This is a genomic window from Bacteroides sp. AM37-9, assembly GCF_003603455.1.
GTDB classification, from domain to species: Bacteria; Bacteroidota; Bacteroidia; order Bacteroidales; family Bacteroidaceae; genus Bacteroides; species Bacteroides xylanisolvens.
In genome coordinates this window covers 105411-120510 of sequence record NZ_QTNF01000013.1, presented here as the reverse complement: position 1 = coordinate 120510, position 15100 = coordinate 105411, and the positions used below count along the sequence as shown (strand labels likewise).

The window sequence follows — 15100 nt, the reverse complement described above, 5'->3', positions numbered from 1 at the left end:
CTGCAATCTTTTTGTGGCCCACTTTTTTTATGATATTCTCTAAATAGCCCCCCCTCTCGCACAATCTTTTCATATAGTTTACCTAAATAAGGCGCGATATAGGGCTATCCTAAAAAAAATGGCATATATTTGTATAACAAACAAATAGATCGGCATAAAATAATTATCAACACTTTAAAGTTCAAATTATAAAAAACGAATTTATCAAAGAAACATTATTTAGTCGCTCCATAAAAAAAACAATAACTGTTTAACTAAACTATATATTTAAAGAATGGCAGAACCTTTTAAAAACATGTTTAACGAGCAATTTTTCGATCTGTTTACGAAAGATTTGAAACTTGTTATCAACGATTTTGATGCTCGCGAGTTTGTATCTCAAGTGATGGACGATGAATGGGAAGGCAGGGAACTTAAACAACGCTGCATGCACATCACAACGGTGCTAAGAAAGTTTTTACCGGCAGATTACAAAGAGGCGATTGCTAAGATACTTGAATTGTTGGATCATATAAAAAAGACACGGCCTGATTTCTCGGTGATAGACGACACGAAGTTTGGTTTGACTTTAGAGTATGGGGGGATTCTGGATAATTATGTCGAACAATATGGGCTGGACGATTACGAAACTTCTGTCAAGGCGATAGAGAAAATCACGCAGTTCACAAGTTGCGAGTTTGTGGCTCATTCTTTTATTATCAAATATCCGGATCAGATGATGAAACAGATGTTGGTTTGGTCGAAACACGAACATTGGGGAGTCAGGCGGCTTGCGTCAGAAGGTTGTCGTCCGCGTCTTCCCTGGGCGATGGCGTTGCCGAACCTGAAAGAGAATCCTGCGCCTATCATTCCTATTCTGGAAAATCTAAAAAATGATCCGGCAAGATTTGTGCGTTTGAGCGTTGCCAATAATTTGAATGATATTGCGAAAGATAATCCCGAAATCGTCATTGATTTAGTGAAGAAATGGAAGGGAGAATCGAAAGAGGTGGATTGGATTATTAAACACGGTTGCCGGACGCTCTTAAAACAAGGCAATCCGGAGGTGATGGAGTTGTTTGGCTTCAACTCTACTATCAGCAATATCTGTGTGGAGGATTTCCAAATTTCAAGCCCGGAAGTGAAAGTCGGGGATTCGTTGGAGGTTAGTTTTAAACTGTTGAACAAAAACGATCAAACGACCAAGATACGACTCGAATATGGGATCTACTACCAAAAAGCAAATGGAACGTTGACGAAAAAAGTGCATAAAATCAGCGAGAAAGAATATGCCGGGAACTCGACCACGCGAATCACCCGAAAACATTCTTTCCGGGTGGTTACAACGAGGAAGCTCCATCTCGGACTTCATCAAATTGCTATGATTATCAACGGGAATGAATTTGAAAAATATAGTTTTGAGTTGATTGAATAATAACTGCTGTTAATACCCCGGATTCTGCTTCAACTTTGTATTCATCACCCGTATTTTCTCCGGTATAGGGAACACGGTAGTATATCCGTTTCCCTCATCCGGCAATTGCGGACGGCTACTGTAAGCTCTTGTAAACTTCCCGAAGCGAACCAAATCTTGACGTCTCCAACCTTCCCAAGCCAGTTCCAGTTGGCGTTCGGCAAGGATATTCTCTAAAGTGGCAGGACGAGAGGAGGCATTGACGCGGCTACGGACTTCATTCAGTTCTTCATCTCCACTAGCTCCATTGCGCACTTTCGCTTCACTCTTCATCAACAGAGCATCCGCGTAGCGGAACAGTACAATGTCATTCTCCATCAATTTACCGTCTTTTGTGGCAGTCGGGTCGACTTCGTACTTCTTCATACGGGCTCCTGCTGTTTGTTCATACGGGGTATCTGTAATATCCAGAGCTACTTTCCAAGGCAGATACTCCAATACGGTGCCATCATCCAGCTTGATGATGTTTCCTTTCAGGTCGCGCACCACTCCCGCAAAATAGCAAATATCAAAGCGGGGATCTTGTTCGGCTGTTTCATAACCGAAGGTTTCGAGGGCTTCAATGGTTGCACTGGGGCCGTTCTCACCACTTAGACCGTACGCCTTGGCATGATTGTAGTGGCGGGAGCGGAATAGATATTGCATTTGATTGGTGTACAAGGTTTTATTCATCGGAATAGTAAAAATATTCTCTATCGATGATTCATTAAAAATGGAGAAATTGGTTTCGTATTTTGATTCCAATTCGTTGTAGCCCAGCGTCTTTAGCTGGTCACAGTAGTAGATGACTGTTTCCCACGCATTGAGTTCGTTGCCGTTCACTGTAAACTTTATGTTTTTTCCGTCCGGACGTTGTCCGTCTGTCCAATCATTGTCCGTATAGACTTCGGAATTCAGAGCCAGTTTAGCCAATAGGAAAGTGACTACCGGACGGGTGATACGACCATAATAAGGACCGGACTGGTTGCTGTGCGCATCGTTCAACAGAGGAGCCGCTTCCTGCAATTCCTTGAATACAAACTCAAAAACCGTTTTCCGTTCACTCTGGACAACCTCTTTCATTGCCACTGAAGAGGATTGAACCAACGGGATGCGTCCGAACAAATCCATCAGATAATAATAATACATGGCTCGCATGGCCTGCACTTCCGCCCGGTATGCCGGAAGTACAGCATCGGAATGGGTTTCGGCAAACTTGTCTATCCGTTCGAGCGATTTGTTGCTTAGCATGACGACTTTGTAAAGATATTCCCATGTAGTTTGGATAGCGTCATTCTCTACTCCCCAATCGTGCAGGTAAAGTCCTTGCCAGAAACCGCCATCGTACCAGTCGCCTCCACGGGTGGGGATGATGGCTTCGTCGGAAGTGAAAGTGTTCAGGTCGTAGACTCCCCTACCCGTTCCCTGCAATCCCTGACTGTCACTATAACCGCCTATGTAGGTATAAAGCGAAGCTACCGCATTGAGATATACTTCCGAGATCGTATTGTAGACATCCTCTTCCGGTAGTTTGTCTTTCGGATTTTCCTGTAAGAACTTATCACAGGAAAATAAGGTCAGACTCGTCACCAGAAAAAATAATAATATTCTTGAAGGGTAGATTATTTGCTTTGAGATCTGCAAAAACTGATTTCTATTTTTCATATATCGTTTCATCCTCTCCTCCTCCATTAAAAGTTAATACTCAATCCTAAGGTGTACGTCCGTGCCAACGGATATCCCCGTTTATCGTCCACGCCCAACGTTGAGTTCACCGTGGAACTGTTAATCATGGGCGAAAGTCCCGAATAACCGGAGATGGTTGCCAGATTGTTGACAGTAAATGCCAAGCGCAGGGAACGGACATATTTCTTTAGTTTCTGCACCTTTTCAATCGGCACGTTCCAGCCCAGCGTCACATAGTCGAAGTTGACGTAATCTCCCTTTTCCAGCCAATAGTCGGTGGCGGTCTGATCCTTGATGTTCTGTTGCGGAGCTTTCTTCATTACGTTGTAGTCGGGGAATATATTCATGTTCATATAGGTCAGGGAAGTTCCGTTGTAGATTTTATGTCCGAAAGCTCCGTTGATCTGCAAAGACAGGTCGAAACGCTTGTAACGGAAACTGATGTTAGATCCCAGAATCGTTTTGGGTACGGCTTGCCCTGCCACGTAGCGGTCTTCACCATCTTCCAGACTGACGCCTCCGCCATTCAGGTCGGCAATGCCATAGGTATATCCACCGTTTCCGTCGGACTCCAGTCCGGTGCTGTGAGGAAGATAGAACACGCCCAACGGTTGCCCCACCATCTGATAAACGATGTGGTTGTAGCCGCCGTGGAAGCCGGCTCCATCAAGGCTGGCAAGACTTTTATATTCGGAAGCGGAAAGCATTTCGCCGTTATACATACCGCTCAATGAAAGCAGTTTGTTGCGTTGAAAGGTGATGTTGGCATTGATATTCAGTTCCATGTCCTTCGTTTTCAAAGGGGTGATACCGATGGCGATTTCCGTACCCCAGTTGCGCATGGAGCCGATATTGGCAAGCAAGGTGTTATAGGTGAAAGGGGGCACGCTTACGTTGTAAAGGTAGAGCATATCCGTGGTGCGGGAGTTGTAATAGTTGGCGGAAAGCAACAGGCGGTTGCCGAATAAAGCGATGTCGAAACCGGTATTAAAGGTATGTTTCACTTCCCATTTCAGATCGGGATTCGTATTCCGGAGATCTCCCAAAGATACAATGGCAGAGTTTCCGACGGGGACGACACCGTTCGGCTTGACGAGATTCAGCGTTGTGTATGAGTCAATCCCGCTCTGGTTACCTGCCAGACCGTAACCGATACGGAATTTCAGATTGTCTATCACGGGGAATTGCTTCATAAATTCTTCTTCACTAATCACCCATGCCGCGGACGCAGAGGGGAAAAAGCCCCATTTATGGTTGGCTCCGAATTTGGAGGAAGCATCTGTACGGGCGTTCAACGTCAGTACGTAGCGGTCGGCGTATGTATAATTGAAGCGTCCCATGAAAGATGCCAGGCGCGGTTGCTCGTAGTAGGAATTAGTGCCTTCCCACAAACGGAGCGCTCCTGCCTGAAGGTTATTATACCCGAACTTATCGGTGCTGAAATTGCTGACTGTGGTATAATAGCCTGTGTAAGTCTCTTTCTGAAGTTCGGCAAGTGCCAGTACGTCAAAGAAATGCTTTTTCCAGTTTTTCTTATAGGTCAGCATCATGTTTCCCAATAAGGATTCGCGCTTTTTGGTTCCTTTGTATGCCTGACCGTTCGCCCAGACGGAAGTGGGGAGGTATTGCGAATTTTCTACGATATTGTAAGTGTAGGCACCGAACAGGCTTAGTTTCAGTCCTTCCATCAGATCGAAAGTGAGACGGGCGTGCGTACTGATGTGCGAAGTGGCATCATCGTCCTGCACTTCCATCCATGCCAATGGATTGGTGATTTGGCTGGCGGTCGTTATTCCGTCCCACGAATTGGTGACGGGGTCTTTATGATTGGGATAGGTAGGATTGAACGTAGCTGCCGAATAGAACGTTTTCTGATAATCTACCAGGTTATGATTCTTCTGAATGGAACCGAACATTCCCAGTTCGCAGTTCAGGAAGCCGTCGAACATTTTCTGATTCATGTTCATATTTGAAGTGAAATTCTTCATGTCTTCATTCAGAATCACTCCCTGACGATCCATAAAACCGAGGGAAACACGATAACTGGACTCACTGGAACCGCCATAAAAAGCGATGTGATGATTCTGTTGCAGTCCTGTCTGCTCAATCTCTTTCTGGAAATCGGTATTGTTCCCTTTGTCCAGAATGGAAATGCCGCGTTCCGATGCTACGCGGCGGAATTCATCACCGGACAGCATTTTCAAATTCTTGTAGACGGTGGAAATCCCGAAGCTACCGTTGTAAGCCACCTGTGTCCTGCCACTCATCCCTTTTTTGGTGGTGACTTCTATCACACCGGATGCACCTCGCGAGCCGTACTGTGCGGTTTCGGAAGCGTCTTTCAGAATGGTAAAACTCTCAATGTCCGTAGGGTAAATGGAGGTAAGCATACTCAAGTCGCCAAATACTCCGTCGACGATAATCAAAGGGTCGTTGCCGCTGGTCAGTGAAGTAGTTCCCCGCAGGCGCACCGCATCCAGAGCCGCCGGTCCGTTGGAGCCCCGCTGGATGGTCAATCCCGGCACACGTCCACGGATTGCTTCCAAAGGGTTCGTTATCTGGTCTTTGTTCATCTGTGTCTCCGTGATTTTCTCTACGGAACCGGACAGGGTTTTCAAACTTCCGGTGGCATATCCTACGGTAATCAATGAGTCTATGGGCGCGACGGGAATCTTCTGTGCCAACGTGCCCTCGCACGGGATTACCAAAAGAAGAAGGCTGTAGAAAATGAGTCTAGCGTGTTGTACCATATTCTTAGTTTTTAAGGTAATAATACAAATATAACAAAAAAAGAGGGAATCTGGTTGAGTAGATTCCCTCTTTTATTTAAATGATATTGACAGGTTGAAATCAGCAAGTCCGGATGATACGGATTACACGGTTGCTTTAGGCCGGAATAATCCTAAAAAAACGCATCATACGTATTATCCTTATGCCTTCAATATTTATTTCACAATAATCTCATCCGTAAATATCCAGCCTCCGAATTCACTTCCGGCCTGTGCCTGATAGCGTACGTATCTTCCTTTGGCTTCGCCCTGCCATGAAATATCCGTAAAGCGGATGGGTGTTTCTTTGCTCACTTCAAAGTGTTGTTTTCGCAACTCGGTGAAATGGGTTCCGTCATCGGAAATGGAAATCACCACAGTCTCCGGCAGGAATACTTCCGCGCCTACCACCTGCATAAAGGCGGCAGTGACGGAATGGATGGAAGTTTCTTTTTCCATATCAATCGTCACATCGAGGCGGTTGTCCGAGATGAATCCTTGCCACGAGCCATCACCATAGGTCCAATCGCCACGTATGCCGTCCGTCAGAGCAGTGTTTCCCTGTGCCGGATAATGGGAACTGTAAGGTGAATTATAAATCACCTTTTTACCCAATGCCAAATGGCTTACCGGTTGAAGCGACTCGGGACGACTGCCGATTTCTTTTTTCAAATCGAAAGGATGATATCCTTTTGCCTGCAAATCGGCCACTGCCGACAATGCACGGGTATGGAAATCCGGCCATGACTTACGTTCCGGAGCCGACCAAGCTGTTTCCGCCAATGCCAGGATTCGGGGGTAAATCATATACTCCACGTGTTCGGGAGTGGGAATATATTCCACCCATAGGTTGCCCTGCACACCGTAGACCAACTTCGCCTGTTCCGCAGTTAAAGAAGCGGGAACAGGATTGTAAGAATATACTTTCTTCAACGGCAGGTATCCACCGATGGCTTCCGGCTGCGAATATGGAGCATCCTGATAACTGTCCAGATAGCAGTAGGCACCCGGCGTCATGATGGCACGATGGCCGGAGGTTACGGCAGCGATACCACCCTCTTCTCCACGCCATGACATGACGGTTGCGTTGGGAGCAATGCCTCCTTGCAGAATCTCGTCCCACCCCAGCAGATGACGTCCATGATTGTTCAGGAACTTCTCAATGCGGTGTATCAGGTAGCTTTGCAGCTCGTCTACATTGGCAAGATGCTCGTCTTTCATTCTCTTCTGACATTTCGGGCAGGTCTTCCAAGCCGACTTTCCGGCCTCATCGCCACCGATATGAATGTATTCGGAAGGGAAAAGTTCCATGACTTCGGTCAGCACATTCTCCAGAAACGTGAAGGTTTCTTCATTGCCGACACAGAAATCGGAGTTCTTGTAAGGTTCGCCCGAACAGGATAACTGCGGGTAGGCTGCCAGCACTTCTTCCGAATGGGAGGGCATCTCAATCTCGGGAATCACCGTGATATAATGCTGACGGGCATATTCCAAGATTTCACGAATATCATTCTGGGTGTAATAACCGCCGTAAGCTCCGGGAGCATCGAAACGGACATATTTACGTCCGCCGTTCCACCATTGCTTCCAGGTGGGATCTGTACGCCAGGCCGCAAATTCGGTCAGCAAAGGGTATTTCTTGATTTCTAGCCGCCAGCCTGCCGCATCGGTCAGATGCAGGTGCAGACGGTTGATTTTGTAATACGCCAGTGCGTCTATCTGTTTCTTTATAAACTCTTTGGTAGAAAAGTGGCGGGACACATCCAGCATCAATCCACGGTAAGCAAAACGGGGAGTGTCTTCTATTTCGACAGAGGCTATGGAATAGCTGCCTGCCCCCGAAGGTTGTGCCAACTGCAACAGGGTTTGCATACCATAGAATAATCCGGCTCCCGAAGTGGCGCGTATCAGGATTTGTTGCGGAGTAACGGAAAGGGTATAGCTTTCCGGCGATGGCAACTGGTGGTTCTTGGGGGTTATCAATAAGAGAAGCATCTGTTTCCTGTCTTTCTTTCTCGCTTCCTTTAATTGAACGGGTAATGCCTTCAGGTATTTCTCCCAGAGCTTCGCTTCTCCACCTTGTAGGTTTGTATAAAGTCTTGTCTTTTCTGACAGTAAAAAAGAGCCCGTCCCCTTCTCCATTTTTAATGGGACAGGTATGACGGACTGTGCCAGAATGGGATGTGCATGAAAGCACATCCCCAGTATACATAAGAAAAGACAAACTTTAGTGTATTCTTTTCTTATATTCATTAATCAATTTTGATTTCGTCTACAAATAAAAATGCGTTTTTGCCTTTTCCACCATGCCATTCCGGAAGCGTTTTCTCCGGTGAAGCAATGACTCTCACGTATCGGGTAGTCACAGGAGCAAATGTAAGTTGATGGTCAACAACTCCGTCTTTGTCTATTTCTTTCATTGCCGGATATTCTTCGGAAGCAATCTTTTTGAAGGTCTTTCCGTCATCTGAAACTTCTACGGACAGGTTTCTGGCGTCAAACACCCAGTCGCCCTTTGCAATATTGACAGAGATGGCCACACTCGAAATTTCAGTGGGTTGCTGAAGGTCGATCGTCATGTCCATGTCGTTTCCGTTGAAGGCGATCCAACGGCCTGACCGGTAACTGCTATTTCCTTTCAAACCATCGTTTAACGTGGAAGCTCCTTTGAAGAGGTATTGTTCATTGATTGGTTGATTGGCTACAATCGGCTTCATGCTGGATTTGCTGAAATCAATCTTCTCTGTCAGTGTCTGGCTCTCGCCGGTAGGACGAATGGCTTTGGCGGACAGAGTGGCATTTTCTTTAATTTTCAACACTCCTTCGTAAACGGGAGAAGCAGTAGTGGGTTCTGTGCCGTCCAAAGTGTAGTGGACAGGGGCATTGTCGATAGTAGACAAAGTAACGTCCATCGTTCCTTCTGCCGGATTCGGTTCAAACTCGGCTTGTACGCCGAACGCGTGTTTAGCGTAGTTGTATCCTTCGGCATCATACCACTTAATCAGTTGAGGAAGACGAGACAGGAAGTCGGCATAGTTTTTCTTTTCAGGGCTGGACCACTGAATTTCACACAATGCAGCCCAACGAGGCAATACCATGTACTGCGCGTGAGGGAAGGTAGCGATGTATTCTGTCCAGAGGTTGGCTTGCACACCCTTGATATATTTCTGTTCTTCCGGAGTCAGAGAAGCCGGCATCGGTTCGTAGCTGTACACTCTTTCCAACGGCAGGTAACCACCGATACCAAATGGTTCGTTATCTACGTCTTTAGCTTGGTAATAGTCGAAATACAGGTATGTGTTCGGTGTCATGATGACATCGTGTTTCTGTTTCGCTGCTTCGATACCGCCCTTTTCACCACGCCATGACATAACAGTAGCGTTTGGAGCAAGTCCGCCTTCGAGGATTTCATCCCAACCGATAATCTGACGTCCGTGGTCGTTGAGGAATTTCTCGATATGGTTGATAACGAAGCTCTGCAGACGTTCTTCCTTGCTATGCTTATCATCCGACTTCAAGCCCAGCGCCTTGATACGTGCCTGGCATTTCGGACATTTTTCCCAACGTACTTTCGGACATTCGTCACCACCTACATGAATATATTCTGAAGGGAAGATTTCAATCAGTTCGCTATATACATCTTCGAGGAATTTCAAGACTTGATCGTTTCCGGCACAAAGCACATCTTCTGATACTCCCCATTGTCTCCATACTTCGTACGGGCCACCGGTGCATCCCAATTCGGGGTAAGCGGCAAGGGCAGCTTGCATGTGTCCCGGAAGGTCGATTTCGGGAATAACTGTGATATAACGTTCGGCAGCATACGCTACTATTTCTTTCGCCTGCTCCTGAGTATAGAAGCCACCGTAAGGTTTGCCGTCGTATTCACCGGAGTTACGTCCGATGACTGTTTCTGTTCTCTTGGAACCTATTTCTGTCAGCTTCGGATATTTCTTGATTTCCAGACGCCAACCTTGGTCTTCGGTAATATGCCAGTGAAAACGATTCATATTGTGTAAAGCCATCATATCAATATAAGTTTTCACTTCATCTACTGTAAAGAAATGACGGCTGGTATCGAAGTGTGCACCACGATAGCCAAAGCGGGGAGCGTCATTGATTTCTACAGCGGGCATGGAAATGTCTGCGCCGACAGCCACAGGCAATGATTTGCGCAGGGACTGGATGCCATAGAATACACCGGCCTCGGTAGGACCGGCAATCGTGATTCCGTCACCGGTTACTTTCAACTGATAGGATTCCGGATTTTCGTTTGCCGTGCCCAATGTCAGTACGATTGCATTCTTACCTTCCGTTCCGGCTTCGATAGCGAAATCTTTTCCGGTAGCGGTTTTCAGATAGTCGGCTAGAAATTGTGCGTTGCGCTGCATCTTCTCGTTTCCTTCCGGATAGAGGATTTTCACACCGCTCTTCAGAATGAAGGGATTTCCTTGAGCTGTTACAATTTCTTGTGGCATGGGGATGATCTGGTAGTTGGCTTCCTGTTGCGCCGATTGGCAAGAGGCAAAAAGTCCTGCTAGTGCCAGACATCCGGTTAACTTTAAGAGTTGTTTCATAAACTAAAAAATTAAGTGTTAAGTTATTAATAAATTAATTATAGGTTTCACGAATATGTTTGATTGTCAAAGGGATCTCCTCTCCTTTCTTTATTTGGGGAGAAGTGATAACAACTGTCTTACGCTCTCCGGGAAGGAGGTCGAAAAAGTTGTCACTGAAACGGGCTCCCTGCAAAGGGATTTCAATAAAGACGTCTTTTGCAAGAGCGGGAGAAAGCAGAGTCAATTCGCACACGCCGTCTTTCTGTTTTATCTTGCAGGAAACGGTTGTCTTGGGCAGAAGCAGGTCTTTCGTCTTTCTAAAGAAGTAGACTGTTTCGGCTACCGTATGCCCGGATTTGTCTTTCAAGGTCAGTTGCATGAAGCAATGGCGCAGGTCATCCGCAAGCGGGCGCTTTGCAGGAAAAAACAAAGTGGTGAGCGAAGTGCGATATACACATTGGGAAGTGTTGGCCGGAAGAGTCAAAGAAGGAAGGACAACCGTTCTTCCGACTTTCTTTCCTGCAAAATTCGTCAGTCTCATTTCCAGCGTCAGTTTCTCCCGGGTGTCAAGATGATCGGAAAGCAGGTAAACACACAGGTTGTCACCTTCCAGCAAAGGGTTGATATGAACGGGAGCAAATGCACGCTTTGCCTGATAATGCAAGGCTTTCCAGTTACCGTAGTAATCAATACCCGACCATGACACTACCGGCCAACTGTCATTCAATTGCCAATATAATGTACCCATACAATAGGGACGATTGCGGCGGTGCGCTTCCAGACCGTGACGTATGCCATGTCCCTGCAATACTAGTCCGACATAGACAAAGTCTTCAAATTTTTCGGGAATGATATAGTCACGTTCCATATAGGTGCGAATCAGGGCATTGCCGATGCTGCTTTTCTGATGGGCATTCATCACCTCCGATTCGATTTGATAATCTTCAGGAGCCGCAAAGGTGGCAATAGTCTTCATCTCCGGGAAGGACTGGAAACCGAATTCGCTCATGAAACGAGGGAGGTCTGCATCTAGTGATTCGAAAGTTTTCCGCCCATACCATACTCCCCAGTTGTGGCTGTCTCCTATCCCCCATGATTCGGGGCGTCCCCAATTGGCTAAATATGGGGAGCTGTGTATATAAAAACGGTCGGCATCCAGCTCTTTTACCTTGGTAGGAAGGAGTTGGCGGAACAGTTTGTCATAGCCTTGGAACATTTCCTGATAGATTTCCGACGTGAATTTCTTGTCGAATCCCCAATATTTCAAGGCTTCCAGTATTTCATTATTGCCACACCACATCGCCAGGGAAGCATGATTGCGAAGACGGCGAATGTTGTAGCAGGCTTCTGCTTCTACTCTTTTCAGGAAGGTTGGGTCGGACGGATAGGGAGTGCAGGCAAACATAAAGTCCTGCCATATCAGTATTCCGTTTTCATCTGCCAGGTCATAGAAACGGTCGTCTTCGTAGGTTCCGCCTCCCCACACACGAATGACATTCATGTTGGCTTCTTTGATGTCCCTAAATAAGGTTTGGTAGCGTTCGGTAGTGACGTTAGTCAATAGAGCATCCTGGGGAATGTAATTGGCTCCTTTGGCAAACATCGGAACGCCGTTTACTTCAAAATAGAAGGATTCTCCGTCCTGATCTTTTTCATTGACGAGGCGAACGGTGCGCAGTCCTATCCGGTGGGATTGTTGGGCTACGACTTTATCTTCTACGATTATTTGAGCGGAGAAATCATACAAAGCGGGCTTTCCCCAGCCATTCGGCATCCAACGTACCGGCGACAGCACTTCGGAAGGAATAGATATATGATTGATTCCGGGCTGTAGGGTGATTGCCTGGCTAATGCCTTTTTCTGTGTTTCCTTCGAAGGAGGTATTGATTCTCACCTCTGCTTGAAGTGCTTGAGGGAGGATATTATTTATTTCCAATTCATTGGATAGTTTTGCCTGCTGGTCGGTCAACGAGAGTTGCTTTACGTGGTAGTCGCTGATAGAGGCTGCGTCGTAAAAACGGATGGTCACCGGACGCCAGATACCACTAGTCACCATGCGGATTCCCCAGTCCCAACCATAACTGTAAGGGGCTTTACGGGAGAATACGCTTACATGTTTTTCGTGATGGTCGTTGTCTGCCGGATAGTTGAATCCGTTAGAGTTATATTGAGGCATTGTCTGCCGGATGGGTGAATGAAAATAAATGTGAAGAAGGTTTTCTCCGAGACGGAGTTGTGACTTGACGGGTATCGTATAGCCGACGAACATGTTATCGGCTTTCAACAACAGTGCTCCGTTGAGGTATACATCGGCGTATGTATCAAGACCTTCAAAGACTAATTGGGCGTCGTCCCGTTTCAGTTGCTCGGGGGTAACTGTAAAAGCAGTCCGATACTCCCAGTCTTCATTTTCCACCCACTGAATCTTCTGTTCATTGATACCGTAAAAAGGATCGGGAATTTGTTTATGATAGATAAGATCCTGATGAACGGTGCCGGGAACCTGTGCCGGTCGCCATAGCTCCGTGCCTGCCTGGGAAAATTCCCAACCTGCATTTAAAACCACAACTTCGGAATTGTCATTGCTCTGCGCATATGCCATACTGCAACAGCATAGTAGTCCACATGCTATTTGAGTCTTTTTTCCGATTAAATTAATCATCATAGTGGGGGCATTAGATATTAACGGTTTCAAAGATATTACTTTTTCAGCAAATTTCACTGATAATTTAACAAAATATGTTGTTTTAGCGTGAGCTGTCCAGAAAGCCACAATTAAATCGCCTAAAATTTCAGCTTATAATTAGTTAAATAAAGAGTAGTATTCTGTCCTCAAATGTATGCTAAAATGGCGTTTTTTTTATTATAACGATATTCTTTTTCATTATAGCTAAATCTTTCTACCTATAAATCGTAAGCATAGATTTAAATCTTCGGACTTTCGGGACAGACTCTTTATTCCTTTATTATATCTGTCAATTTTATCGCTTGAAAGGTTATATGTGCGACGCTACTCTCATATAGTATACCAATTGTCTCTTTATCAATCATTGTCAGACAACTATACCCCCATCCTTCTGCCTCGTCGAGCATTAATTGATGTTCCGGCAACCAGGTAAGTCCTTTGTCCAGACTTGCTTTTATTGTTATATGATTACGTCCTTTGGTCGTATTCGGGTTCGAAAACAGCAGGATATCTTTATTTAATATGTTGTCTTTGGCATCTACATGAATCAGACTGGCCATGCATACCGGTTCCTGAAGTGCTTGGCGGGAAGATGGGTGTTCTGTCCATGTTTCTCCCAAATCTTTCGTTATGGCAATAGCCCGGCTTCCTCCTCTATTATCACGCATATTCAGCATCAATACTCCCGGTTCTATTTCCGCCACTTGCGCTTCCGTTGTATTGGTTCGTGCCATATTGTGCATTTTCCATGTTTTCCCCCGGTCTTTACTATACATGATTCCTGCATTCGGAACACGGGTAGAGTCTATAAATTGCGTTGGAAATACCAATGTGCCATCACTCATCGTTATTCCACGTCCGGGACCTTGAAGCAGGAAGTACCAGGAAGGATCTTTCATCTGCTCTGTTATATTGATAGGCTTCGACCAGGTTTTACCATCGTCTGTGCTTTTTGCCAATACCAACTGTGCCGTATGATTCAGATCCATTCCCGGATGGGAACTCCACCAGGCGCGTTGATTACCCATACCATGTGTCCATGCGGCAACCACCCAGACGGTATTCGTCTTAGTATCTACTAAAATAGAAGGGTCTCCTACCCCATTCTGTGCTTTAGGCAGACCACCATACTCGCCAAATGAAAGCGGAAGACGCATCTTCTCCCAATTCTTTCCTCCATCGATGCTACGGCTCAAACCCACGTCAACATATTCCTGTAAATCGACACTACTGTTGTATCGAACATCATACACGCCTAATAAGGTTCCTTTATTGGTAGTCACCAACCCGGGAATACGGAAAGAAGCAGAACCGTCATCACCGGCATGACGAACTCCAACTGCCATCCGGTGAACAATATTCTTTGGAGAAATAGATTTACAACATAGTTCTTTCCCATCTACTTTAACGGCACATAAGTCAGAGAGTATCTTAGTCTGCAAAGAGGCATCTTTTTTCATCTGCAAACTGATCCAAAAATAATTTACACCCGGAAATAAATTGTAATTACCTTTTAATACTACTTTTTCTGATGATCCCACCTCTGCACATTTGATCGAATAGGAAGGAATAGCCGCCAATGTCCCACCCGGACGGTGGCTGGATATGTACTCTACTGGAGCAAAGCGATTTTTGTCTTTGTCCTGCAACGCCTCTGTTCCTCCATAATAGAGTTTGATTGCCTGAATATCAGTCAGATTCGTACTTTTACTAAAATCTAAAATGATTTCATCGAGCTTCTTGCTTTCTTTTGCATCCAAACGAAGATAGAACAGAACATTGTCTTGCCGCTCTATCAAAACCGGGATTTGTGTTTCATGGATAAATACTGTGTCTGAAGCTTTTACGTCAAAAGAATATCCTAAGAGGATAAGGAAAAGTAAATAATAAATTCTTCTCATAATGGGGGTATTAGTTAGTTTAACGCGATAAAGATAAAACTTTTCTACTATAATATTACTATGCAAAC

At 45.6% G+C, this 15100-nt stretch carries 7 protein-coding genes; 1 reads left to right on the top strand and 6 read right to left on the bottom strand.

All coding sequences use genetic code 11. The features are described 5' to 3' along the window. Positions 1-274: 274 nt before the first annotated feature. Entirely contained in the window at positions 275-1414 is a 1140-nt protein-coding gene (locus DW862_RS11420) for a DNA alkylation repair protein (protein ID WP_120068275.1), read from the top strand. Positions 1415-1423: 9 nt separating this feature from the next. Here DW862_RS11420 and DW862_RS11415 read toward each other — a convergent pair whose 3' ends face one another. From DW862_RS11415 to DW862_RS11390, 6 genes are all read right to left on the bottom strand, one after another. Further along, positions 1424-3124, bottom strand: a complete 1701-nt coding sequence (locus DW862_RS11415) for a RagB/SusD family nutrient uptake outer membrane protein (RefSeq protein WP_120068272.1) — start codon at positions 3122-3124, stop codon at positions 1424-1426. Continuing rightward, on the bottom strand, positions 3124-5868 hold the full coding sequence (locus DW862_RS11410; RefSeq protein ID WP_120068268.1) for a SusC/RagA family TonB-linked outer membrane protein: 2745 nt from the start codon (positions 5866-5868) through the stop codon (positions 3124-3126). The genes DW862_RS11415 and DW862_RS11410 overlap by 1 nt, the downstream gene beginning before the upstream one ends. 195 nt (positions 5869-6063) lie before the next feature. After that, positions 6064-8139, bottom strand: a complete 2076-nt coding sequence (locus DW862_RS11405; RefSeq protein ID WP_087323413.1) for a family 20 glycosylhydrolase — start codon at positions 8137-8139, stop codon at positions 6064-6066. Next, positions 8139-10463, bottom strand: coding sequence for a family 20 glycosylhydrolase (locus tag DW862_RS11400; RefSeq protein WP_120068265.1), 2325 nt, complete (start codon positions 10461-10463; stop codon positions 8139-8141). The genes DW862_RS11405 and DW862_RS11400 overlap by 1 nt, the downstream gene beginning before the upstream one ends. A gap of 34 nt (positions 10464-10497) precedes the next feature. Then, a complete protein-coding gene (locus tag DW862_RS11395) occupies positions 10498-13110 on the bottom strand; it encodes a glycoside hydrolase family 2 protein (protein WP_120068261.1) in 2613 nt (870 codons plus the stop codon). 290 nt (positions 13111-13400) lie between these two features. Beyond that, positions 13401-15032: a sialidase family protein gene (locus DW862_RS11390; RefSeq protein WP_120068257.1), complete on the bottom strand. Its 1632-nt coding sequence runs from the start codon at positions 15030-15032 to the stop codon at positions 13401-13403. Positions 15033-15100: the final 68 nt, after the last annotated feature.

What these genes read in the sequence shown, in the direction of transcription:
- DW862_RS11420 (WP_120068275.1), top strand. Translation starts at nt 275, where the DNA reads ATGGCAGAACCTTTTAAAAACATGTTTAACGAGCAATTTTTCGATCTG.
- DW862_RS11415 (WP_120068272.1), bottom strand. Translation starts at nt 3,124, where the DNA reads ATGGAGGAGGAGAGGATGAAACGATATATGAAAAATAGAAATCAGTTT.
- DW862_RS11410 (WP_120068268.1), bottom strand. Translation starts at nt 5,868, where the DNA reads ATGGTACAACACGCTAGACTCATTTTCTACAGCCTTCTTCTTTTGGTA.
- DW862_RS11405 (WP_087323413.1), bottom strand. Translation starts at nt 8,139, where the DNA reads ATGAATATAAGAAAAGAATACACTAAAGTTTGTCTTTTCTTATGTATA.
- DW862_RS11400 (WP_120068265.1), bottom strand. Translation starts at nt 10,463, where the DNA reads ATGAAACAACTCTTAAAGTTAACCGGATGTCTGGCACTAGCAGGACTT.
- DW862_RS11395 (WP_120068261.1), bottom strand. Translation starts at nt 13,110, where the DNA reads ATGATGATTAATTTAATCGGAAAAAAGACTCAAATAGCATGTGGACTA.
- DW862_RS11390 (WP_120068257.1), bottom strand. Translation starts at nt 15,032, where the DNA reads ATGAGAAGAATTTATTATTTACTTTTCCTTATCCTCTTAGGATATTCT.